Genomic DNA, 23,570 nt, shown 5'->3' with positions numbered 1-23,570 from the left:
CACGTATGCCCGATGATGATTCGTAACGTTGCGGTCGTTGTGGTCATCGGGTGTGGTCCTACGACTGAAAGGACGATTCCATGAACGACGTATATCGGACCTCCCATCAGGACGGCGTGTGCCGTCCGGTCGAGGAGCCTCCCGCACCGACGCCGTTGCGCGAACCGGACGACATCATCGACCATTACGTCTCCGACTTCAACCGCAACGACGAGGAGCTGTACGTCCAGGACATCCCCAACGAGGCGGCCGCCGACTGGATGAAGCATGAGGTGCCGTTCTTCGAATGCTCCGACGCGCTCATCGAACGCGTCTACTGGTTCCGCTGGTGGACGTTCCGCAAGCATCTGGCATCCACGCCGGAGGGACGTATCATCACCGAGTTCCTTCCCGACGTGTACTGGGCGGGCGCATACAACTCCATCAACTGCGCCAGCGGTCACCATATTGCCGAGGCGCGCTGGCTCAGGAATGGTCCGGGACTCGTCCGCGACTATGTGGGTTTCTGGTTCACAGGGCCGGGCGACGAGCTGTCCTATTCGTCCTGGGTCGTCGACGCGGTTCGTCGTTACGCCGAGATCCGCGACGATCGTGCGTTCGCCGTATCGCTGCTCGACGAATTCGTGCGCTTCTATCACACGGTCGAGGAACGCAACATGACCCGCTACGGCCTGTTCTGGTCGTACGACGACCGCGACGCGATGGAGGATTCCATCTCCGGTTCGGGGCTGCGCCCGACGCTCAACAGCTACATGGCCGCCAACGCCCGCGCCATCGCGACGATCGCACGTTGGGATGGTCAGGATGCGCTCGCCGACGAATTCGAGGCGAAGGCGGCCTCGTTGGCCGCGCTCATCCACGAGGAGCTGTGGGACGAGGACGGACGGTTCTTCAAAGTGCTGCCGCTCGACGACAAGGACGGCATCCTCGCCACGACGGACTTCGCCGACGTGGATCCCTCACGCAACGTACGCGAGGAGATCGGCTACATCCCATGGATGTTCGATCTCGCCGACGAACGTCATGAGGACGCATGGCGGTTCCTCGCCGATACCGACCATTTCGGCGGCGCCGTAGGCATCCGCACCGCCGAGGCGTGCCACCCTCGCTACATGAACTGCGATTCCCCGCACGAATGCCAATGGAACGGTCCCTGCTGGCCGTTCGCCACCACGCAGACGCTCAATTCGATGATCGCCGAGATCCGTTCCGGTCGCGGTGGCGTCACCTCCGATGACTTCATGCGTGAGATGCGCCGCTACGCCGCCATCCATCGCCGTCAGGCCCCGGACGGCGGGGTCGTCGACTGGATCGACGAGGACCTCGACGCCGACACGGGAGCGTGGATTTCCCGCGATCGGCTTGAAGCATGGAAATGGCGTGAGGACAAAGGAGGCTACGAACGCGGCAAGGACTACAACCACTCCACGTTCGCCGACCTCGTCATCTCCGGTCTCGCCGGTGTACGTGTCGAAGGCATGCCCGATGGTCCGAAGACGGGCGATGCCGCCCATTCCACGCTCATCGTGAGGCCGCTCGCCGTAGGACACTCGATGCCGTACTGGCGCCTGCTGGGATTGCCGGTCGGCGGCACGACGGCCGACATCTACTACGACCGTTTCGGCGACCGTTACGGCCACGGTATCGGGCTGACCGTGATCGTCAACGGCGAGACGTATCGCAATGAGTCGCCGACGCCTTACATCGCAATAGCGCTCTGACGATGCCACGGGCATCGTCCCCCAAATCATCCACCGGCACGACAATCAACCACCCAAGAAGGAACATCATGTCACAGACGACACATCATCCATGGAGGACGGCGCTGCATGCCGTCATCGCCGTCATCGCCGCAGCCGCCATGGTCGCACCGGTCGGTGCGGTCGCCGCGGAAGACGGCGGACACACACAGGACAATCGGCGCGTGGTCTCCCGCGTCGCACGGAAAAGCAACGGCGAATACTACCTCGAAGTGAACGGGCGCCCCTATCTGTACTCGTTCACTCAGAACATGGGCACCTGGGAACGCATGGGACATCAGGAGGAATTCAAGGAGGACTCCGGCTCCAGCAGAGACGGCTATCCTACGGAACACCTCGATCTCGGCTTCAGTGAGAACGCGTACGAGAAGACCGCGAACCTCAACTACGCGACCATCTCGCAGGCGCTGCTGTGGAGAGATGTCGAAACGGCTCCCGGCGTATACGACTTCACCGTGCTGGACGCCTACGTGAAGTGGGCGAGGAAATACGGACTGAAGATCGACCTCGCATGGTTCGGATCCGCATGCCAAAGCGGCTCGCGCATCCCCACATACAGCAGCGCATGGAACGGCAAGGAACACAAAACCGTCGACATCGGCTACCAATACACCGCGCCGTCCTGGTACGTGCAGGACGAGGACGGCAACCCCATCGGGGACTACTACGACATCGCCGGAGGCAAAGGCAAGGTCGACTATCCGCTCATCACCACCGGTCCGAAGGCCGAAGCGATGAAGCAAGCCGAAATCAAGACGATGGAGGCGATCTTCGCCCACCTGGCGCAGACCGATCCGGCCGGCACCGTCATCTCCATCCAGCTCGAGAACGAGGCGAACAACAACCCGCATTTCAAAGACCAATACATCAACTGGATCAACGATCTCGGCAAAGCCGTCAAGGAATCGGACTACAGCATCGCCACCCGCGTGAACTACTCCGGCTCCGGCTATCCCGTGAACGTCAACGATTACGCATACATCGACTTCGCCGGCCCCGATCCATACTCCACCAGCGTCAGCCGCATGAAGGAGATCATCGCCGACGGCAAACGGAACTCCACACTCGGCCACATCGCCGAGAACTCCGGCGACTACGCCAATCTGACCTCATTGGAGACCACCGCCTTCGCCGCAGGCGGCGGATACGGCACCTGGGAGATCGACAACTGGTTCTGCGACGGTGGCGGCGGTCACTTCAACGGTCCGCACGCGCTGTACTCCAACCTGGACCAGAGCGACATCCACTCCCAGGAGATGTACTACGACTGGAAACTCGGCACAATCCCCACCATGACCGAACAAGCCAAAGAACTGCAGCGGTATAACCCGGGTCTCAACGCCATGGGACAGGTGCTGGCGGGCGCGACGGCATCCGACCGCACCGGATTCAACATCGACCAAGACGATCCGCAGACCGAATACTCGGCCATGAAGACGATCGGCCGGTACCGTCTCGGATTCCACACGACCGACGGCGCCGTCGGCATCGCTGCCATCGATGGCCGGAACCTGTACGTGACCTCCGACACCGCCGGCTCCGTCACCATCACCACCGAACAACGACCCGACGCCGCCAGCGTCGGCGCATTCGGCGACGACGGCGAATGGACGGCGGCCGAGCAACGCGCCGTCGCCGCGCAGGACGACGGCACCTACGCCATCACACTGAAGACGGGGGAGGCGTTGCGCCTCGCCATGCCGGTCGGCGACGTACTGAGCAACCTGGCGTTGGACGCCACCGCGGAACACAGCAGCGTGAACGCCGACTATCCGGCCTCGAACGTCAACGACGGCGATGAATGGAGCGGCACGAAAAGCCGGAATGACCCCACCTATCCGCAATACGTCACCTTGACGTGGGACAAGCCGCAGACCTTCGACACCGTCGACCTGGCCGGCATCTACGCCAAAGACCAGAACCCCACCAATTGGGACATCGAGGTCTCAGCGAACGGCAAGGACGGATGGACGCCAGTCGCCTCCTCCGGCGACGTGACATGGAGCACCTCGGACGGCACGGCCGAACACCACGCCGTCACGATGCCCATGCAACGTGACGTCACCGCCATGCGCGTACGCATCAACAAGGCGGCAACCACCTGGGGAGCGTACTACATCACCGAAATCACCGTGACCAACACGTTGCAGCCACTGACGGAACTCGTCGCGGACATCGACTCCTCCGGGCCGAAGGAGACGGACTACACCGCCGAGACATGGCAGCCGTTCGCACAGGCGCTGAGCGCGGCCCGCACGATGCTGCAGCAATCGGAGCCCGACGGCAAAGCGGTGGACGAAACAAAACGGACCCTGGAATCGGCATGGAGGGCGTTGACGAAGGAGGAGCGGCCGGTCGATCCGGACCCCTCCGAACCGGACCGGCCGAACACGCCCGACGACCAAGACAAGACGGACCGACCGAGCCGGCCGGCGGAACACGGAAACGACGGGGATGACGAATCCATCGATGCCGCCACCGGTCGAAAGCGGCTGTCCGACACGGGTTCCGCCGTCGCCCTGATCGCCGTGGCCGCCACCGTCACCGCGCTCGCCGGCATCGGCATGACCATCGTCGGGCGCAGGTACGGAGACCGCGGATAGGAGACGATTGAAAAGGTATCCCGATGTGGGGCCCGGCCATGGCCGGGCCCCGTCGCGTTCCGCCGGAGACGAGCCATGATGGCGGATGCATCCGCATCGCAATGCGACGCAAAAGTTAACGGACGGTTCACCTTGAAGACAACCCGCGTCATCCGCCGCCACACCCGCGTCGGCTAGTGTCGATTGCGGCAAACGAACAAGACGCCCGCGCGCGGGCGGAACTACTCCGGGGAGATGGAACAGTGCAGTCTTCGGTGGGAATTCGGGAACGCATCGACCACATCTATCCTTCGCTCCGCCCCGCCGAACGGGCGGTAGCCCGCTACGTGCGCGACCATCTCGACGAAGCCGCCGAACTCACCGTCGGCCAGCTCGCCGACGAGGCCCAGGTGAGCCAACCCACCGTCATCCGCTTCTCCCGCAAGCTCGGCTTCGGCGGATACCGCGAACTGCGCTACGTGCTGCGCCATCCGGAGGCCGAGCATCAGGTGACGTTCGACCCGCTCGAAGGCTTCGACCTCAACCCATGGGACGATCCGGAGGACGTGCCGGCCAAGGCCGCCGCCGGCGCCACGTCGCTCATCGACGAGCTGCGGCGATCCCTTGATGTCAAGGCGTTCCGCAAGGCCACCACGCTGCTCGCCGAAGCGGACGCCATCGACATCTACGGCGTGGAGAATTCGCTCGTGCCGGCCACCGACCTGTTCACGAAGCTCATGTATCTGGGATTGGACTGCCGTCTCAACACGGACGCCTACCTGCAGCAGATCGGCGCCGGCCACCTGCGGGACACGGACGTGGCCATCGCGTTCTCCCATTCCGGCTCGTCCGCCGACACCGTCAAGGCGCTGCGTCTGGCGAAATCCGCCGGCGCGCACACCATCGCCGTGACCAACCACGTAGGATCCCCGCTCGCTGGATCTGCCGACGTGACGCTGCTCACCGGATCCGGCGCGCACACCATCTACGGCAACGCCATCTTCTCCCGCGTGGCGAACGTGGCCCTCGTCGACATGCTGTACATGGGCGTCATCCTCTCCGACTACGGCAGGTTCTCCACGGCCCTCGACCAGTCCGGGCGCATGATCGCCGACCGCGAATACCACGGCTGACCTCCGCGACGCCATGTGTGCCCTTCGTGCCTTCCGTGCACCCCAACGTCTGCGAAATCCCGGCGAAACACGGTGAAAACGACGTCCCCATCAGGGACGAAACGGGGGTGACGGAAAAATCAAACCCCTTGGAATCGTTGGAATTCCAAGGGGTTTTCCGGTGACCCCGGCCGGGCTCGAACCGGCGACCCTGAGATTAGAAGTCACATGCTCTATCCAGCTGAGCTACGGGGCCGGACCGCAACCATTGTAACGGCGTCCGGGGAGAACACGCGCGGACGCGCGGGGGAGGGGCCGTCGCAGGGCCGTCATCGCCGGCAGCCTTCCCTACGAACGTTCCCCGAACATTCCCCGAACCGTCCCTGATTCATCCCCGAGACCGATGCCGGCACGGACGGCGGCATGGGACACTGGGACGAAGGACGGTCCGTCCCGAGGCGCCATCGCGCACCGTGGCTTGTCCGGAACACCGATGGTTCGCCGAGCGGTTTGAGAGAACGGAGTGTCGATGGCTGCGAAGACGCAACGCCCCATGATCGAGGTGCGCAACCTGCGCAAGGAATACCCCGCCGCCGACGAGACTGTCGTGGCCCTCGAACGCATCGACCTCGCCATCCCGCGCGGCCAGATCTGCTGTATCTACGGAGCGTCGGGCTCCGGCAAATCCACGCTGCTCAACCAGCTCGCGGGGCTGGAGAAGCCCACGCGCGGCGGCGTGCGCATCGGCGGCACCATGATCTCCCGCCTCGACGAGCGCGGGCTCGCGGTCTTCCGCCAGCGGCACCTCGGCTTCGTGTTCCAGTCGTACAACCTGCTGCCCAACCTCAACGCCGTGGAGAACGTGGCCATGCCGCTCATGTTCCGCGGTGTGCCCAAGGAACGGCGCGAGGCGGCCGCGCGGGGCATCCTCAAACGGGTCGGGCTCGGAGGACGTCTCACGCACTATCCCACGCAGATGTCCGGCGGACAGCAGCAGCGCGTCGGCATCGCCCGCGCGTTCGTCGCCAAGCCGGAGGTCGTGTTCGCCGACGAACCCACCGGCAACCTCGATTCAAAGACCAAGGTCGACGTGATGGAGATGATTGTCTCCTTCGCCCGCAGCCTGGACCAGACCATCGTCCTCGTCACGCACGACGACAACATGGCCGCCTACGCGGACCGGATCGTCACCCTGCTCGACGGCCGCATCATCGACGACCGCATGACGGGACGCTGACGGACGACGACCCGACGGACGCCGCGCCGCCCGCAGACGCGACACGCAAGAGACACGCAAGAGACACGCAAGAGAAGAGACAGTAGAGACAGAAAGGGCACGCCCATGACCACCCTCCGCACGCGCATCGCCGCCATGACGGCCGCCATGATCGCCGCGCTCTCCATCGTCCTGGCACCCGCCATCGCGCCGGCGCCGACGACCACGCATCATGCCGGCGGCATCGCGTCCATCGCCGCATCCATCGCCGAGCCGGTCCGCACGGCGTACGCGGACGACGCGGCGTCGGACAACGCGTCCGCCGGCGCGACGGGGGAGGACGTCGCGCCGATCTCCGGCCCCGTACCCAACGTCATCATCACGAACTTCACGTACGGCGACGGTTCCGTGCCGGTCGGCGGCGACTTCACGCTCACGTTCACGTTCCAGAACAAAGGCAAGGTGGCGGTGAGCAACATGGTCGTCACCGTGGACGGCGGCGACGCGTTCGCCATCGCCGGCGGCGCCAACACCTTCTACGTCGACGCGCTCTACGCCGGCCGCTCCGCCACGCAGAGCGTGCCCATGCAGGCCCTGTCCAGCGCCACGAGCGGCGCGCAGGGCGTCACCGTCGGCTTCCGCTACGAGTACGTGGACGGCGGCTCCCGCTCCTCCAGCTCCTCCGACATCAAGATCTCCGTGCCCGTCTCCCAGCCGGACCGCTTCCAGCTCGACGACCCCGTCCCGCCCGAGGACGCCACCGTCGGCACCGAGACCACCATCACCATGAACTACGTGAACAAGGGCAAGGGCGACATCGCCAACGTGGAGGCGTCGATCGAGGGCGAGGGACTCGAGACCACCACAAAGACGCAGTACGTCGGCAACGTCGCGTCCGGCGCGAGCGGTTCCATCGGCTTCGCGTTCACGCCGACCGCCTCCGGTTCGATCGAAGCCAAGCTGCATATCGTCTACGAGGATTCCGACGGCAAGCCGCAGTCGAAGGAATTCCCGGTCACCGTCGACGTCGCCGAGGCGCCGGCTGTGGACGAGACGGACATGACCGTGGAGGACGCGACCGCGGACGCGGGCGTCCCCTGGTGGGTGTGGGCCGTGGCGGCGATCGTCGTGGGCATCGCCGTGGTCGTGACGGTAGTCGTGGTCCGTCGCCGCAGGAAGCGCAAAGAGGCGGCGCAGGCCGAAGCCGACGATTGGGACGACTGGGGTAAGACGCCGGCGTCCGATGCCGATACGTCCGACGCGTCCGAGGCGTCCGCGTCCGTGTCATCTGATCCGTTGTCCCCGTCCGTTCCGTCCGCGGCATCCGACGCCCAGCCCACGCAGGTCCTCGACCTCACCTCCCTGCCCGCGCCGGATCCGTCCTCGGCCGTCGCCCCCGTCTCCGAAGCCCCGTCCGCTTCCACGGACGGTCACGGTCCGATGGACTCCCGTCCACGTCGCGCGCGCAAGGAGCGCGCATGAGGTTCTCCGACATCCTGCGTCTGTGCGCGCAGAACCTGTTCCGACGCAAATCGCGTACGTTCCTGACCGTGCTGGGCGTGATCGTCGGATGCTGCTCGATCGTGCTCATGGTGTCCTTCGCCCAGGGCATCAACGAGCGCAACGAGAAGACGCTCAAGTCGATGGGCGACCTGTCCATCGTCACCGTGTACACCGCCGGCGGCATGGAGGTCGAAGGCGGCGGCTCGTCCTCGTCCGGCTCCGGCGAGGCCGTCAAACTCGACGACAAGGCGGTCGAATCGTTCCGCGCGATCCCGGACGTCGCCGGCGTGACCCCGGTCGTGACCCTTCCGTACAACGCGACCGCGAAGGCGGGGGCCGGCGGACGCTACATCTTCGACGGCGTCTCCATCATGGGCATCGACATGTCCCAGCTCGACACGATGGGCTTCACGCTCAAGGACGGATCCGAACCGTTGCGGGACGGCCAGGTCCTGGCCGGGGAATGGACCGCCTACGGCTTCCTCGACTCGCTGAACAACGGCGCCCAACGTTCCTATGAGGACGGCTCCTGCACCTACAACGCGGCCACGGACCGGTGCGAGGCGCCCGAGACCGAGGATCCGTTCTTCGACCTGCTCACCACGCCGCTCACACTGACCTCCGGCGTCGACTATTCCGGCGACCCGTACGTGCAGAACCTGTATGGCGGTTCCTCCGGCGGCTCGTCCGGTTCCGGCACGACCGGCGCGAGCGCCGACCCGAAGAACGTCACCGTGGACCTCACGGTCACGGGCGTGGTCGCGAGCGACTACAACAAGGGATACGCCACCGTGCAGGGGTTCATCATGGACCTCAAGGCGTTGAAGGCGCTCATCGCGCAGATCGACCCCACGTCGTCGGCCGCGAGATCCGCGACCTACGACCAGGTGTACGTCAAGGCGACCGACCTGTCGCAGGTCCCCGAAGTGGAATCCGCGCTCAAGGCCATGGGCTATCAGACGTCCTCGTACGAGGACATCCGCAAGCAGATGGAGGAGCAGACGCGCGTCATCCAGCTCATCCTGGGCGGCATCGGCGCGGTGGCGCTGCTCGTCGCCGCCATCGGCATCGCCAACACGATGGTCATGTCCGTGTCCGAACGCACACGTGAGATCGGCATCATGAAGGCGCTCGGCTGCACCGTGCACGACATCCGCGTCATGTTCCTCACCGAGGCCGGCGCGATCGGTCTTCTCGGCGGTGTGGTCGGCGCGGTGCTGAGCGCGTTCGTCTCGCTGTGCGTCAACATGGCGGGCATGGCGATCTTCGGCATGTCCTCGGACGCGTTCTCCGGCGTCTCGTCCGGCTCATCCGGGGACGGCGGGGAATCGTTCGGCATGATGCTCTGGCATGCGATAGCCGGCGGCGAGGACGTGACCCGCTACTCGGTCATCCCATGGTGGCTGTACCTGTTCGCGGTGGTCTTCGCCACCTGCATCGGCCTGCTGTTCGGGTTCGGCCCGGCCAACAAGGCGGTCAGAATCCCCGCGTTGGACGCCATCAGGGACAGTCAGTGAGACGTGCCGGCGCGCGGGCATGCCGGCATGCCGGAGGAGGTGGATGGCGACGCAGGCGGCGATGCGCCGGACGGTCCTTCGGCCGGCCCCGGCCGGTCCCGGGTGCTCAGTCGGCCAACGCCCTGCGGACGCGTGCCGTGACGGCATCGACGGTCAGGCCGTAGCGTTCGTCAAGATCGGCGAGCGGGATGCGGTCGGTGAACTCCTTCTCCGCGCCGACGTTGATGACCCGCGGGTTCCGCGGGTCCCGTGCGCCGCGGCCGTCATCGGTTCCGGCGGTTTCGTTAGTTCTGTCGGTTTCGGCGGCATGCATGCGGTGGTTCGCGTAGTAGGCGGTCACCTTCTCGCCCCAACCCCCTTCCAGCTGGCCGTCCTCCAACGTGACGACGAGCCGGTGGTCGTCACGCAACGATTCCAGGGCCGTCGTGTCCAGCGTGGTGCATTGGCGCGGGTCGACGACCGTCGCGTCGATGCCCTCCGCGGCGAGCGACTCGGCCGTGTGCCATGCCAGCGGATATGCGTTGCCGAGGCCCAGGAGCGCGACCGTGGAGCCGTGGCGGGTGGTCCGGTAGGAGAGCATGTCGGATGTGCCGTGGACGCCGTGGGTGCCGGACGCCCGCGTCGCGGCATGCCCCAGCGCCTCGCCGGCGCGCTCGGCCGCGAGAATCGCCTCGCCGGGCACACGGATGACCACCGGACCGTCCGGAGCCCCGTCCGCGCCCGCCGGAACGGTCGCCGGCGTGGTCGCCCACGCCAGCGCATCCAGATAATCCTCGCGCGAGGTCGGCAGCAGCATCGTCACACCGGGGATGTTCGCGAACATCGTCACGTCGTACGCGCCCGAATGGGTGTTGTCCGAACCGGACAGGCCGCCCAGGAAGTCGAGGATCGTGACGCGCGAGCGGTTGAGGCTCATCTCCTGGAAGAACATGTCGTACGCGCGTTGGAAGAACGAGGCCGTCGTCGCCACCACCGGCGTGCCGCCCGCCTTCGCGATGCCGCAGGCGACCGTCACCGCATGCGCCTCGGTGATGCCGGTGTCCATGTAGTGCGCGCCCGCGCGCTCGCGGAATTCGTGCGTGATGCCGTTCGACCCCGGCGTGGCGGGGGAGATGACCACGAGACCCGGTTCTGTGGGGAAGCGGCGTTCCAGCGCCGCCATCGCGATCTTGCCGTAATGCTTGCGCGGGTCCTCCGGGCGTCCGATCGCCTTGTCCGGCGTCTGCCAATGCGACGCCTCGCACTGGCCTTCGTGCGGCTCATGGTCGGACAGGTTGCAGTGGTCCGAATGCCATGGTTCGGTGTGGCCCACGTTGTCGGTCGCGTTGACGCCGGTGTCGGTCGCGTGCGCGGATCCGACGCCGTGGGCCGCGACGTCCGATGCGTCCTTCGCGTCCGTCGGCTCCGGCGCGAAACCCGCCCCCTTGAGCGTGTGGATGTGCACGACGACCGGATGGTCGATGTCTCTGATCTCCTCGAACGCGGCGACCAGCGCGTCCACGTCGTTGCCGTCGGCCACGTAGCGGTAGTCCAGCCCGAACGCGTTGAAGATGTTCGGCTGCGCCGTGCCGTCCGACGCGCGCAGGCGCGCCAGCGGACCGTACATGCCGCCGAAATCGCCCGCGATGGACATCTCGTTGTCGTTGAACACGATGATGAGGTTGCCGCCCTGCTCGGCCGCGTTGTTCATCCCCTCGAACGCGACGCCGGAGCTCAGCGACCCGTCGCCGATCACCGCCACCACGTTGCCGATGCCGGAGTCCATACCGTCCGCATCGCCGGCGGCGCGTTCCATGTCGCGCGTCTTCGCCAGACCGCACGCCAGCGAGATCGACGTGCCGGTGTGACCCAGCACGAACTGGTCGTGCACGCTCTCATCCGGGTTCGTGAAGCCGGTCACCTCGTCGAACCGGGACGGATCGAGGTAGGCGGCGGCGCGTCCGGTGAGCATCTTGTGCACGTAGCTCTGGTGCGACACGTCGAAGACGATGCGGTCACGGGGCGAATCGAACACGCGGTGCAGGGCGACCGTCGCCTCGACCATGCCGAGGTTCGAGCCGATGTGCCCGCCGTGCTCGCGGCCGTACCGCAGCAGCGCGGCGCGGATCTCCTTGCACAGCGCATGCAGCTCCCCATGGGAGAGGGCCTTGACGTCGGCAGGTCCCGAAATCCGTTCCATGATGCCGTTCGCCATATGCTTCCCGTCTCCTCCCGATCGAATGCCCGTGGACGATGCCTGCGGGCCATGCCGTGGGACAGCCTAGACGCCGGGCCGCCCATGCTTCCCCACGGGGAGGCAATGCCCCCAACATCTCCGTAAATGGCCGGACAGTCATCGGCATGTCCCGTCCGCGCCGGACGGCCCGGAAGAGGGACGGAACCGCCCGGTGGCGAATTCGCGCAAGGGGAGTACAGTAAAACCCGTATTCTCAATAACGCGGAGGTAATGATAATGACGGACAGCAAGCCCGAAGTCGCCGTCGTCATGGGATCGTCCAGTGACTGGGAGACCATGAAGCGCGCCTGCGACATCCTCGACCAGTTCGGTGTGGCCTATCACAAGCAGGTGATCTCCGCCCACCGCACTCCGGAGCTCATGGCCGATTTCGCGCACAACGCGCGTGCCAACGGCCTCAAGGTCATCATCGCCGGAGCCGGCGGCGCCGCCCATCTGCCCGGCATGATCGCCGCGCAGACCACCTTGCCCGTCATCGGCGTGCCGGTGCGCTCCCACGCCCTGTCCGGCTGGGACTCCCTGCTGTCCATCGTGCAGATGCCCGGCGGCATCCCGGTGGCCACCACCGCGGTCGGCAACTCCGGCGCCACCAACGCCGGCCTGCTGGCCGTCCAGATGCTTTCCGCGTTCGAGCCGGAACTCGCCGACAAGCTCGAGGACTACCGCAACGGACTGAAGGAGAAGGTGGCCGAATCCAATGCCCAGCTTGTTTGAGGAAACCCACGGCGCCACCCAGATGCTCCAGCCGGGCTCGACCATCGGCATCATCGGCGGCGGCCAGCTCGGCCGCATGATGGCCCTGTCCGCCAAATACATGGGCTTCCGCATCGGTGTGCTCGACCCCACCCCGGATTGCCCCACCGCGCAGGTGGCCGATTTCCAGATCGTCGGCGAATACGACGACAAGACCGCCATCCACGATCTGGCGGAGAAGTCCGACGTGCTCACCTACGAGTTCGAGAACGTCGACGCCGAATCCATCGACGAGGTGCGCCACCTGGTCGCCGCCCCGCAGGGCACCGACCTGCTGCGCGTCACCCAGGACCGCATCAACGAGAAGACGTTCATCAACAGGCACGGCATCGAGACCGCGCCCTGGCGCGAGGTCAACGACTTCGACGAGCTCGAGGCCGCCATCGACGACCTGCACTACCCCTGCGTCCTGAAGACCCGCTCCGGCGGCTACGACGGCCACGGCCAGCATGTGCTCAAGAACGACATGGATCTGGAGAAGATCCGCGCCCGCGGCGATCGTGGCGGCGGCTTCCCGCCGTCCATCCTCGAAGGCTTCGTCGACTTCGCGTTCGAGGCGTCCATCCTCGTGTCCGGCAACGGCAAGGACTACGTGACGTTCCCGATCGTGCGCAACGACCACCGCAACAACATCCTGCACATGACGATCGCCCCCGCCGAGGTGAGCCCCGAGATCGCGAACACCGCGCACGAGATGGCCTTGGCGCTCGCCAAGGGCTTCGAGCTCGCCGGCACGCTCGCCATCGAGCTGTTCATCACCAAGGACGGCCGCGTCATCGTCAACGAGCTCGCGCCGCGCCCGCACAACTCCGGCCACTACACCATCGAGGCGTGCTCCATCGACCAGTTCGACGCGCACATCCGCGGCATCGCCGGATGGCCGCTCATCCAGCCCAAGCTCCTGAGCCCGGCCGTCATGGTCAACGTGCTCGGCCAGCACGTGCTGCCCACCCGCGCCGAGATCGCCACCCACCCCGAGTGGAACGTGCATGACTACGGCAAGGCGCAGCTGCGCCACAACCGCAAGATGGGCCACATCACCGTGCTCACCGACGATACGGCGCGCACCGTCGCCGAACTCGAGGCCACCGGCTGCTGGGACGACCTCAAGCCGTACGCGCGTCCGTTCGTGCAGCCTTCGGCCCCTGCGAAGAAGGCGTGACGTCGTCGCATGGTTGAGCACATCGAACGACAGACCAGGCAGAAGGACGCCATCCACACGGCGCTCGCCGCGTGCGACGAGTTCATCTCCGCGCAGGACCTGCACCGCAGGCTCGAGGATTCGGGGCTCAGGATCGGTCTGGCCACCGTCTACCGGCAGCTGAACGCGCTCGCCGATTCCGGCGCCGCGGACACGATCCGGCTCGACGGCCAGCAGCTGTTCCGTCTGTGCGGCGACGACGCGCATCACCATCATCTGGTGTGCAAGCGTTGTGGCCGCACCGTCGAGATCGAGCCGCCGAACGAGGCGTGGCTGCGCGGCGTCGCCGCCAAGCACGGGTTCACCGTGGAAAGCCATACGCTTGAGGTGTTCGGCCTGTGTCCGGATTGTCAGAAGATCGATTCCGGCACGGTCCACGCCTGAGCGGTCCGGCGTCCTTCCGTCTCATCGACGTATGAAGCCCCGTCTTCGGACGGGGCTTTCGCATACCGTGGCGCCTTGCCGTCGATCATGATGCTGGAATGTTGCGGTGCGACACGCCGACATGTCGATATTGATAACGGTTCTCAATACGTGTTATGCTCTCATTCCGAAAGCCGCCCGGAAGGGGCGGCGATGCGTTAGAGAGGAACGAACCAGCATGTCCATCATGTCCAATGCCAAACGTGTGCTTGCCGTCGCCGCGGCCGCCGCGGCGCTGTTCTCCATGGCCGCCTGTGGCTCGTCGTCCAACGACGGCTCCGCTTCCGGAGCTTCGTCCGGCGGCAAGGTCGAGGTCGTCGCGTCCATCAATCAGTGGGGTTCCGTCGCCCGCGACCTCGGCGGCGAACACGTCGACGTCACCGCCATCATGACCAAGACCAACGTGGAGGCCCACGACTACGAGCCCACCGCACAGGACGTCGCGAAGGTCGGCGCGGCCGACGTCGCCGTCGTCAACGGCGCCGACTACGACCCGTGGGCGTCCAAGGCCGTCGCCTCCACCAAGGCCACGCTGGTCGACGCCGCCGAGGCGGGCGGCGTCAAGGAGGGGGACAACCCGCACGTGTGGTTCTCCGCCAAGGTGCGTTCCAACACCGCCGACGCGATCACCGCCGCCTACCAGAAGGCCGATCCCGCCCACAAGGGTGACTACGCCAAGCTCAACAAGGATTGGCACGCCAAGGAGGATCAGCTCGAAACCAAGATCAAGGACGCCTCCGCCAAGACCAAGGGCATGCCGTACGCGGCCACCGAATCCGTGGCTTGGTACCTCGCCGACGACCTCGGGATGGAGGACGCCACGCCGAAGGGCTACGCGCAGGCGTCGGCCAACGAAAGCGAACCGACCGCCGCCGACATCAAGGCGTTCCAGGAAGCCCTGAAGGACGGCAAGTCCATCAGGACGCTCGTGCTCAACACGCAGGAGGAGAACTCCACCACCAAGCAGATCGTCTCCGCCGCGAAGGAGGGGAACGTGCCGACCGTCGAACTCACCGAACAGATGCCCAAGCAGTACGACGACCTGCTCGATTGGATGGACGCGCTCGTCGACGACTTCGCCGACGCGGCCAAGTGACCGCGGGCTGACGCGACGATGCGGCCATGACGGCATGGCCGCATCGTCATCGGGGTCGCACCCGGAGGAGAACCAGGGTGCCTCGGGGATGACCCGAGGCACCCTTTCCACTACAGTGAATGGTTGAGAAAACGTGTGGAACCGGATGTCCCCGTGGCGTTTCCAAGGTTGCTGGAAGACAATATGCCATTGAACATCAGGTGAATCCATGCCGAGCACAGGCCGGCACGGAGGGAAACGGACGCAACGGGAAACCATGCATATGGGTGAGGAAGGCAGCATGAAGCAGGAATCGGACACCGGCATCGACAACGGCAAGGCGACGCGCCGCATCAAGCCGAGGCCCTTCCCCGGATGGCTGTACGGCGTGCTCTTCATCGTCTTCGACATCGCCGCCGTCGCCATCCTCGAGGTCGGCGTGAGCGTGGGCGCCTCGTCGCGCGTCACTCTCTCCAGCCCTGAGGTCGGCTGGGACTTCGTCGGCAAGATGTTCACCGACCTGAACTTCGTGTTCCTGCTCAACATCCTGCTCGTCGGGCTGCTGTACCTCATGCTGCTCATGCTGTTCAACCGGTTCTGGATCGCCACGCCGCTGCTCGTCGCCGCGGCCATCGTCGTCGCCGTGATCGAGCACTTCAAGATTTCCATCCGCTACGAGGCGGTTCTGCCCTCGGACCTCAACTTCCTCAAGGCGGACGCCGGCAACCTCATGGGCTTCATGCCCGCCGGCGCCCATTGGACCATCCTCATCGCCATCGCCGTGTTCGCGGTGTTCATCGCCGTGTTCGTACTCCTCAACCATCTCGACTCCCGGCACGGACGCCTGCTGCGCGGCGAAGGACGGCAATCCGCCTCGGTGAACGCCGTGACCCGCCTGCTGCTGTTCCTCCTGCCGGGCATGTTCTTCGGCCTGTACGCCATGCAGGTGAGCACCGTGGGCTCCTGGGCGAAGAACCTCGCCACCGTGATGGGCGACAAACCGTCCATGTGGGACTCCGTCTACGACGCGCAGCGCAACGGCCCGCTCGTCGCGTTCATGCGCCAGGTCAACCCCAAGGTCATGGACAAACCGTCCGACTATTCCGAGGAGACCATGAAGCAGGTGGCCGCCAGGTACACGAAGGCGGCGAAGAGCATCAATGCCACCCGCAAGTCCAGCCTGACCGACTCCACCGTCATCTATGTGCTGTCCGAATCCTTCTCCGACACCTCACGCGTGCCCGGTCTCAAAGTCAACAAGGACTCCATGCCGAAGATCCGCGCCATCAAGGAGCGCACCACCTCCGGACTCATGCTCTCCTCCGGATACGGCGGCGGCACCGCCAACCTCGAATACATGGGATTGACCGGCCTGTCCATGGCCAACTTCGACTCCTCGCTCACGAGCCCCTACCAGCAGCTCGTGCCCGGCGAGCACTGGACGCCCACCATCAACCAGATGTGGGGCGCGGCGAAGAACTCCATCGGCCTGCATCCGTACGAATCGTCCATGTACTCGCGCGCCACCAACTACAAGAAGTTCGGGTTCTCCCACTTCTACACGCTCACCGGACCGGACGTCATCGCCCATCAGGACAAGATCGACGACAGCCCCTACGTCTCCGACGCCGCCACTTACCAGAGCACGGTGGAGGAGGTCGAGAAGAGCGACGCCAACCAGTTCCTGCAGGTCATCACCATGCAGAACCACATGCCCTACCACGAGTGGTACAAGGACAACGACTTCACCGCCGAATCCACCACCGGCAAGCCGCTCGGCAAGGACGAACTCGAATCGATCGAAACCTACCAGAAGGGCGAATCGATCACCGACGAGGCCACCGCCGACTTCCTCGACCAGCTCGACGCCATCGACAAGCCCATTACCGTCGTCTTCTACGGCGACCACCTGCCCGGTATCTACTCGTCCGCCAGCCAGGACGAGAACAACTCGCTCGCCCTGCACCTGACCGACTACTTCATCTGGTCGAACAAGGCGTCCTCATCCAAGGGCGTGAAGCTCGACGACGCTGACTACTCGTCGCCCAACTTCTTCGTGGCCCAGGCCGCGCAGCATATGGATGCGAAGGTCTCGCCCTATCTGGCGTTCCTCACGCTCATGCACCAGAAGGTCTCGGCCATGGAGCCGCCCGTCGTCAACAAGATCCAAGGCTGGGACCGCATCCCCGAAGGCCAGGCGATCTACCTCGACGCCAGCGGCACGCCGATGGCCGAAAGCGATTTCGACGCCGAGACCAAGCAGCTGCTCGCTGACTACAGACTCATCCAATACGACATCACCGACGGCAAGAACTACCTCAAGGACACCGCTTTCATGACACTGCCGTAAAGCACACAGCCCGGTGGGCTATCTGTAGGCGGTGTCGCGTGCCGACAGGCACGCCGGAAAACGCGGGGCGTAGCCCCGTCCGAAATTGCGGTGCCACTGCCGTAAAGCTTGCGGTTCCGCCGCCGTCAGGGGAAGGAGCGTGTGATGACCGTCGACATCGAGACGACGTTCGCAAGGCTGAAGGCCGGTTACGCTTCCGGCCGCACCCGTCCGCCCGCATGGCGCCGCAGGCAACTCGACGCCCTGCGCCGCATGGTCCGCGAACATCGGGACGATTTCGTCCGGGCCGCCGCCTCCGACCTGGGCAAGCCCGCGGAGGAGACCATGCTCACGGAGCTCATGCTGGTCTCCTCGGAGGCGCGATTCGTCCGCGACCATCTCCACGCGTGGACGCGCCGCCGTCCCAAGGTGATGCCGTGGATGCTTCAGCCCGCCATGGGATGGACCGTCGCCGAGCCGAAGGGCGTCTTGCTCATCATCGCGCCGTGGAACTATCCGACGTTGCTGGCGTTGGAGCCGTTGACGGACGCGCTCGCCGCCGGCGACGCCGCATGCGTCAAACCATCCGAACTGGCGCCGGCCACGTCGCGGCTGCTCGCCGCGCTCATCCCCGAATACCTTGACCCTGACGCCGTGGCCGTCATCGAGGGAGGACCCGACGAGACCGGCGCATTGCTGCGGCTCCCGTTCGACCACATCTTCTACACGGGCGGCGGCAAGGTCGGCAAGGTGGTGATGCGGGCGGCCGCCGAGCATCTCACGCCGGTCACGTTGGAACTCGGCGGCAAGTCGCCCTGCTTCGTCGACGCCACGGCCGATCTCGTCGTGGCGGCGCGGCGCATCGCATGGGGCAAATTCACGAATGCCGGGCAGACCTGCGTCGCGCCGGACTATGTGCTCGCCACGTCGGACGTCGCCGAGGCGTTGGCGAAGCGCATCGGCGTGGCCGTGACGGAATTCTACGGCGACGATCCGCAGCGTTCGCCCGATTACGGCCGTATCATCAACGACCGTCATTTCGGCCGTCTGTGCGCCTTGCTGCCGGAGCATGCGTCGTCATCCCCGTCCGGTCCGGACCCCGCAGGGCGCCTCGTCTGCGGCGGGACGATCGACCGCGGCGACAGGTACATCGCGCCCACCGTGCTGTATGGCACCGATCCGGATGCGCCGGTGATGGGGGAGGAGATATTCGGCCCGATTCTGCCGGTCATCCCCGTGCGTGACGCCGACGAGGCGATCGCGTTCGTCAACGGCCGCCCGCGTCCGCTCGCCGCCTACGTGTTCTCCCGCGACCGCGCCACGCGCCTTGCCTTCGAACGGCGCACGTCGTCCGGGGCGTTGGGGTTCGGACTGCCGCTTGGACATCTCATGTCCTCGAGACTGCCGTTCGGCGGCGTGGGGGCGTCCGGCATCGGCGCCTACCACGGCGAGGTCGGGTTCCTCACGTTCAGTCACGTGAAGACGGTGACCGTGAAGCCCTCCTTCCCGGACACGTTGCGTCTGGTGTATCCGCCGTTCGACGCGATGACGCGCCGTGTCATCGACGTGTTGCGTCGGCTGGGCTGACCGGCCCGTATAGGAAGGCGCCGCTGAGTGATACTCAGCGGCGCCTTGTTACGAAACCTCGTTCGCCCGGACTGAACGTGGGATCACGTGTGTGGCCTCAAGGCGCGGGAGACGAAGGCATACGAAGGCACGTCGAGTCTCCCGCAACGCCGAGGACACTCCGTGATTATGCGTTCAGGGCTTTGAAACCGATGTCGTGACGGTAGAACATGCCGTCGGTGGGCAGCGCGTCGATGACGGCGTACACCTTGTCCTGCGCGTCCTTGATGGTCGGCGCGGAGGTCTCGACGAACAGCACGCGGCCGGAGGAGGCGACGAGCTCGCCGTTGCCGTCCTTGGCGACGCCGGCGTAGTAGACGTGGGAATCCTCGTCGACCGGGATGGCGGGGATCTTCGCGCCCTTGACGACGTTCGTCGGGTAGCCGTCGGAGGCGAGGACCACGCCAAGGGTGACGCGTTCGTCGTCCCAGGTGAACTCGGGGTCGCCGCCGTCGAGGATGGCGCGGATGCCCTCACCCAGATCGGAGGTGAGCTTCGGCAGGACGACTTCGGTCTCCGGGTCGCCGAAACGGGCGTTGAACTCGATGACCTTCGGGCCTTCGGCGGTGGCGATGAGGCCCGCGTACAGGATGCCGGTGAACGGCGTGCCTTCGGCCGCCATTGCTTCGACGATGGGCTTGACGATCGTCTCAATCGCCTCGTCGACCACGGACTGCGGAATCTGGGGGACCGGGCTGTAGGCGCCCATGCCGCCGGTGTTCGGTCCCTTGTCGCCGTCGTAGGCGCGCTTGTGGTCCTGGGAGATCGGCATAGGCCAGAACTCGGTGCCGTTCACGAAGCTCATCAGCGAGAACTCCTGGCCTTCGAGGAAGTCCTCGATGACGACCTTCGCGCCGGCGTTGCCGAAGCGGTGGTCGATGAAGATGTCGTCGAGCGCGGCGACGGCGGTGTCCTCGTCCATCGCGACGGTGACGCCCTTGCCTGCGGCCAGGCCGTCGGCCTTGACGACGATCGGGGCGCCGTGCTCGCGCACGTAGGAGACGGCCGGTTCGAGCGCGTCGAAGGTCGCGTACTTGGCGGTCGGGATGCCGTGACGCTCCATGAGCTGCTTGGCGAAGTCTTTGGAACCCTCGATCTGTGCGGCGGCCTTGCCCGGGCCGAACGCCTTGAGGCCGGCGGCGGCGAAGTCGTCGACGATGCCTTCGATGAGTGGCACCTCGGGGCCGACGAACGCCCAGTCGTAGCCGTTGTCCTTCATGAATTCGATGAGCGCCGCATGATTCGACTGGTCGATATGCGTGGTGCGGATGCCGTCAAGCTCCATGCCCGGGTTGCCGGGGGCGACGGTCACCTCCTCGATGCTGCCGCCGCGCTGCAGGGCGTGGGCGATGGCGTGCTCGCGCGCGCCCGAACCGATGACCAGAACCTTCTGTCCCATGTTTTCGAGTCCTTTCATTGGTGAGGGCTTCCCCGTCGGGGAAGCCCTTGAACGAATGCCGTGCGGTTACTTGAGCACGATCTGCGTGCCGTCGGTGTCCTTGACGATGCGGCCGATCACATAACCGGCCTCGCCGTTGGATTCGAGCAGCTTGACGGTCTCGTCGGCGCGGTCGGCGTCGACGGCCAGCACCATGCCGATGCCCATGTTGAAGATGTTGTACATCTCCATGTGGTCGATCTCGCCGGCCTTCTCGAGCACGTCGAAAATCGGCAGCACCGGCCAGGTGCCGAGGTCGATCTCGGCGGCGAGACCGTCGGGGATCATACGCGGCACGTTCTCGATGAAGCCGCCGCCGGTGATGTGCGCGACGCCCTTGACGACGCCCGCCTCGAACAGGGGCTTGAGGGCCTTGACGTAGATCTTGGTGGGGGTGAGCAGCACATCGCCGAGCTTGGCGCCGCCCAACTCGTCCAGCTCGGTGTCCACGGTGTAGCCGGCCTGCTCGAACAGGGCCTTGCGCACCAGGGAGAAGCCGTTGGAGTGGATGCCGGTGGACGGCAGACCGATGAGCACGTCGCCTTCGGCGATGCCGGAGCCGTCGACGATCTTGGACTTCTCGGCGACGCCCACGGCGAAGCCGGCCAGATCGTACTCGTCCTCGTCGTACATGCCGGGCATCTCGGCGGTCTCGCCGCCGATCAGGCCGGAACCGGCCTGCACGCAGCCATCGGCCACGCCGGCGACGACCTGCTCGAGCAGGGCCGGGTCGTTCTTGCCGCATGCGATGTAGTCGAGGAAGAACAGCGGTTCGGCGCCCTGGGCGGCGATGTCGTTGACGCACATGGCCACGCAGTCGATGCCGATGGTGTCGTGCTTGTCCGCCATCTTGGCCACGACGAGCTTGGTGCCCACGCCGTCGGTGCCGGAGATGAGGACCGGCTCCTGATAGCCGAGGGAGGCGAGGTCGAACAGGCCGCCGAAGCCGCCGATGCCGCCGACCACGCCCGGGCGGTTGGTGCGCGCCACATGCGACTTGATGCGCTTGACGACTTCGTATCCGGCTTCGACGCTCACGCCGGCGTTCTCATATGCTTTGGGCATTGGGGGTTGGCCTTTCTTGGGTTCGGGTATTCAGTTATCCGCTATGTGTTGTCTGTCCGTCGGGCGGCCGGCCTCATCGGGTCTCGGCCGCCTGACACACGATCTTCAGGCGATGCCGTCGCCGTCGTGCTCGGCCGGTTCGTCTTCCGCTGAGGGCTGCACGGTGTACTCGTTGCCGATGTACTTGCTCTTGTACAATGCGAACTCGGGCAGGCGCACACGGTCCTCCGGGGTGAGGGACTTGAGGAAGTCGGCCTCGTAGTCGTCGAGCGCGGTGGGGTAGTCGCCGTTGAAGTAGGCGACGCACAGACCGCCGTACGGCGCGTCCGCGTTGAGGCCGATCGATTCGATCAGGCCGTCGAGCGACAGGAACGCGAGCGAGTCGGCGCCGATGTACTCGCGAATCTCCTCGACCGACTTGTGGCCGGCGATGAGCTCGCGGGTGGTGGAGATGTCGATGCCGTAGAAGCACGGGTACTTGAGCGGCGGGGAGCTGATGCGCATGTGCACTTCGGCCGCGCCGGCCTCCTTGAGTAGCTGCACGATGCGCTTGGAGGTGGTGCCGCGCACGATCGAATCGTCGATGACGACGACGCGCTTGCCCTTGACGACGCCGCGCACGGCGGAGAGCTTCATCCTCACGCCCTGCTCGCGCAGCTCCTGCGTCGGCTGGATGAACGTGCGGGCCACGTACTGGTTCTTGATGAGGCCCATCTCGTTGGGCAGGCCGGACGCCTCCGCGTAGCCGGACGCGGCCGACAGGGAGGAGTTCGGCACGCCGATGACCATGTCCGCGTCGACGCCGGCCTCGGCGGCGAGCCTTGCGCCCATGCGCTTGCGGGCGGAGTGGACGTTGACGCCGTAGATGTCGGAGTCGGGGCGGGCGAAGTAGATGAACTCCATCGAGCAGATGGCCAGCTGCGTGTTGTTCGTGTACTGCACGATGCGGTAGCCGTGGTCGTTGACGACGACGATCTCGCCCGGGCGGATGTTGCGCACGAGCTCGGCGCCGACCACGTCGAGCGCGCAGGTCTCGGAGGCCAGCACGTAGGCGCCGTTCTTCATCTTGCCGAGGGAGAGCGGGCGGAAGCCGTTCGGGTCGAGCGCGCCGATCATCGCGTCCTCGGTCATGAGCAGGTAGGCGAAGCCGCCGTGGACCGTGTTGAGCGCCTCCTTGAGCTTGTCCATGAAGGTGCGCTGCAGGGAGCGGCGGATGAGGTGCATGAGCACCTCGGTGTCGGAGTTGGAGTGGAAGATGGCACCTTCGTCCTCGAGCTTGCGGCGCAGTGACGGGCAGTTGGTGAGGTTGCCGTTGTGGCACAGGGCCACGTCGCCGTCATGGAAGCGGAAGATGAACGGCTGGATGTTGTCCGTGGTGCCGGATCCGGCGGTGGCGTAGCGCACGTGGCCGATTGCATGGCTACCCTTGAGACGTTCGATCTCGCGTTCGTCGCCGAACACCTGGGTCAGCAGTCCCAGGCCGCGGTGTCCGGTGAGATGGCCGTGGTCGTTCGCGACGATGCCGGCGCCCTCCTGGCCGCGGTGCTGCAGCGCGTGCAGTCCGAAATAGGTGAGTCGTGCGGCGTCGGGGTGTCCCCATACGCCGAAGATGCCACATTCCTCATGAATGTCTTCGAGTTCAGCCGACAAGCCAAAGCTCCTTTTCAAACGTGGTCAGACATGGAGTTCACTACCTGTTCACCCTACCAATCGCCGGCTACATCAGACCCGCGC

General features: G+C 65.6%; 16 protein-coding genes and 1 tRNA gene. 12 read left to right on the top strand and 5 right to left on the bottom strand.

The window, feature by feature from the left end; genetic code table 11:
* Window positions 1–80: 80 nt before the first annotated feature.
* The 3 genes from JS531_RS03410 to JS531_RS03400 all read left to right on the top strand — a co-directional run bounded on the left by JS531_RS03410 (window position 81) and on the right by JS531_RS03400 (window position 5,475).
* Window positions 81–1,721 carry a hypothetical protein gene (locus JS531_RS03410; RefSeq protein ID WP_214312676.1) on the top strand — a complete coding sequence of 547 codons (1,641 nt, stop codon included), beginning with the start codon at window positions 81–83 and terminating at the stop codon, window positions 1,719–1,721.
* 68 nt (window positions 1,722–1,789) lie between these two features.
* Window positions 1,790–4,363, top strand: coding sequence for a DUF4978 domain-containing protein (locus JS531_RS03405; protein ID WP_214312674.1), 2,574 nt, complete (start codon window positions 1,790–1,792; stop codon window positions 4,361–4,363).
* A gap of 242 nt (window positions 4,364–4,605) precedes the next feature.
* Entirely contained in the window at window positions 4,606–5,475 is an 870-nt protein-coding gene (locus JS531_RS03400; protein WP_214312672.1) for an SIS domain-containing protein, read from the top strand.
* A gap of 161 nt (window positions 5,476–5,636) precedes the next feature.
* Here the strand turns inward: JS531_RS03400 and JS531_RS03395 are convergent.
* A tRNA-Arg gene (locus tag JS531_RS03395) sits at window positions 5,637–5,710 on the bottom strand.
* A 273-nt stretch (window positions 5,711–5,983) separates the two neighbouring features.
* On the opposite strand from JS531_RS03395, the gene JS531_RS03390 reads away from it, so the two are divergent.
* The 3 genes from JS531_RS03390 (at window position 5,984) to JS531_RS03380 (ending at window position 9,690) form a co-directional block, all read left to right on the top strand.
* Complete coding sequence (locus JS531_RS03390; RefSeq protein WP_236034450.1) at window positions 5,984–6,691, top strand: ABC transporter ATP-binding protein; 708 nt, start codon at window positions 5,984–5,986, stop codon at window positions 6,689–6,691.
* Between the two features lie 105 nt (window positions 6,692–6,796).
* Window positions 6,797–8,152, top strand: coding sequence for a CARDB domain-containing protein (locus JS531_RS03385; RefSeq protein WP_240542011.1), 1,356 nt, complete (start codon window positions 6,797–6,799; stop codon window positions 8,150–8,152).
* Window positions 8,149–9,690, top strand: a complete 1,542-nt coding sequence (locus JS531_RS03380) for an ABC transporter permease (protein ID WP_214312670.1) — start codon at window positions 8,149–8,151, stop codon at window positions 9,688–9,690. Before JS531_RS03385 ends, JS531_RS03380 begins: the two co-directional genes overlap by 4 nt.
* A 106-nt stretch (window positions 9,691–9,796) precedes the next feature.
* Here the strand turns inward: JS531_RS03380 and JS531_RS03375 are convergent, their stop codons facing one another.
* The gene (locus JS531_RS03375; RefSeq protein ID WP_214312668.1) at window positions 9,797–11,884 is read right to left on the bottom strand and encodes a 1-deoxy-D-xylulose-5-phosphate synthase; all 2,088 of its coding nucleotides are present in this window, start codon (window positions 11,882–11,884) and stop codon (window positions 9,797–9,799) included.
* 258 nt (window positions 11,885–12,142) lie between these two features.
* On the opposite strand from JS531_RS03375, the gene purE reads away from it, so the two are divergent.
* The 6 genes from purE to JS531_RS03345 all read left to right on the top strand — a co-directional run bounded on the left by purE (window position 12,143) and on the right by JS531_RS03345 (window position 19,294).
* Window positions 12,143–12,640, top strand: a complete 498-nt coding sequence (gene purE, locus JS531_RS03370) for a 5-(carboxyamino)imidazole ribonucleotide mutase (protein ID WP_214312667.1) — start codon at window positions 12,143–12,145, stop codon at window positions 12,638–12,640.
* Window positions 12,624–13,841, top strand: coding sequence for a 5-(carboxyamino)imidazole ribonucleotide synthase (purK, locus tag JS531_RS03365; RefSeq protein WP_214312665.1), 1,218 nt, complete (start codon window positions 12,624–12,626; stop codon window positions 13,839–13,841). Before purE ends, purK begins: the two co-directional genes overlap by 17 nt.
* 9 nt (window positions 13,842–13,850) lie before the next feature.
* Complete coding sequence (locus JS531_RS03360; protein ID WP_214312663.1) at window positions 13,851–14,264, top strand: Fur family transcriptional regulator; 414 nt, start codon at window positions 13,851–13,853, stop codon at window positions 14,262–14,264.
* Window positions 14,265–14,481: 217 nt separating this feature from the next.
* On the top strand, window positions 14,482–15,399 hold the full coding sequence (locus tag JS531_RS03355; protein WP_214312654.1) for a zinc ABC transporter substrate-binding protein: 918 nt from the start codon (window positions 14,482–14,484) through the stop codon (window positions 15,397–15,399).
* A gap of 280 nt (window positions 15,400–15,679) precedes the next feature.
* Window positions 15,680–17,728, top strand: coding sequence for an LTA synthase family protein (locus JS531_RS03350; RefSeq protein WP_240542010.1), 2,049 nt, complete (start codon window positions 15,680–15,682; stop codon window positions 17,726–17,728).
* A gap of 144 nt (window positions 17,729–17,872) precedes the next feature.
* Window positions 17,873–19,294 carry an aldehyde dehydrogenase family protein gene (locus JS531_RS03345; RefSeq protein ID WP_214312650.1) on the top strand — a complete coding sequence of 474 codons (1,422 nt, stop codon included), beginning with the start codon at window positions 17,873–17,875 and terminating at the stop codon, window positions 19,292–19,294.
* Between the two features lie 166 nt (window positions 19,295–19,460).
* On the opposite strand, the gene purD is transcribed toward JS531_RS03345, so the two are convergent.
* The 3 genes from purD to purF form a co-directional block, all read right to left on the bottom strand.
* Entirely contained in the window at window positions 19,461–20,732 is a 1,272-nt protein-coding gene (gene purD / locus JS531_RS03340) for a phosphoribosylamine--glycine ligase (protein WP_214312648.1), read from the bottom strand.
* A gap of 66 nt (window positions 20,733–20,798) precedes the next feature.
* Window positions 20,799–21,836 (bottom strand): phosphoribosylformylglycinamidine cyclo-ligase, encoded by a 1,038-nt coding sequence (purM, locus tag JS531_RS03335; protein WP_214312646.1) that lies wholly within the window; start codon window positions 21,834–21,836, stop codon window positions 20,799–20,801.
* Window positions 21,837–21,941: 105 nt separating this feature from the next.
* Window positions 21,942–23,486, bottom strand: a complete 1,545-nt coding sequence (gene purF / locus JS531_RS03330) for an amidophosphoribosyltransferase (protein WP_214312638.1) — start codon at window positions 23,484–23,486, stop codon at window positions 21,942–21,944.
* Window positions 23,487–23,570 lie beyond the last annotated feature (84 nt).

The organism is Bifidobacterium sp. CP2, assembly GCF_018555635.1.
Taxonomy (GTDB): Bacteria; Actinomycetota; Actinomycetes; order Actinomycetales; family Bifidobacteriaceae; genus Bifidobacterium; species Bifidobacterium saguinibicoloris.
The sequence above is the reverse complement of the archived record's forward strand: the minus strand, read 5'-3'. Positions and strand labels throughout refer to the sequence as shown.

Excerpts from the sequence above, each read along its gene's own strand:
- purD (WP_214312648.1), bottom strand. The coding sequence starts at position 20,732 with ATGGGACAGAAGGTTCTGGTCATCGGTTCGGGCGCGCGCGAGCACGCC.
- JS531_RS03360 (WP_214312663.1), top strand. The coding sequence starts at position 13,851 with ATGGTTGAGCACATCGAACGACAGACCAGGCAGAAGGACGCCATCCAC.
- JS531_RS03355 (WP_214312654.1), top strand. The coding sequence starts at position 14,482 with ATGTCCATCATGTCCAATGCCAAACGTGTGCTTGCCGTCGCCGCGGCC.
- purK (WP_214312665.1), top strand. The coding sequence starts at position 12,624 with ATGCCCAGCTTGTTTGAGGAAACCCACGGCGCCACCCAGATGCTCCAG.
- JS531_RS03380 (WP_214312670.1), top strand. The coding sequence starts at position 8,149 with ATGAGGTTCTCCGACATCCTGCGTCTGTGCGCGCAGAACCTGTTCCGA.
- JS531_RS03375 (WP_214312668.1), bottom strand. The coding sequence starts at position 11,884 with ATGGCGAACGGCATCATGGAACGGATTTCGGGACCTGCCGACGTCAAG.
- JS531_RS03350 (WP_240542010.1), top strand. The coding sequence starts at position 15,680 with ATGAAGCAGGAATCGGACACCGGCATCGACAACGGCAAGGCGACGCGC.
- purE (WP_214312667.1), top strand. The coding sequence starts at position 12,143 with ATGACGGACAGCAAGCCCGAAGTCGCCGTCGTCATGGGATCGTCCAGT.
- JS531_RS03345 (WP_214312650.1), top strand. The coding sequence starts at position 17,873 with ATGACCGTCGACATCGAGACGACGTTCGCAAGGCTGAAGGCCGGTTAC.
- JS531_RS03385 (WP_240542011.1), top strand. The coding sequence starts at position 6,797 with ATGACCACCCTCCGCACGCGCATCGCCGCCATGACGGCCGCCATGATC.
- purM (WP_214312646.1), bottom strand. The coding sequence starts at position 21,836 with ATGCCCAAAGCATATGAGAACGCCGGCGTGAGCGTCGAAGCCGGATAC.
- JS531_RS03410 (WP_214312676.1), top strand. The coding sequence starts at position 81 with ATGAACGACGTATATCGGACCTCCCATCAGGACGGCGTGTGCCGTCCG.
- JS531_RS03405 (WP_214312674.1), top strand. The coding sequence starts at position 1,790 with ATGTCACAGACGACACATCATCCATGGAGGACGGCGCTGCATGCCGTC.
- JS531_RS03390 (WP_236034450.1), top strand. The coding sequence starts at position 5,984 with ATGGCTGCGAAGACGCAACGCCCCATGATCGAGGTGCGCAACCTGCGC.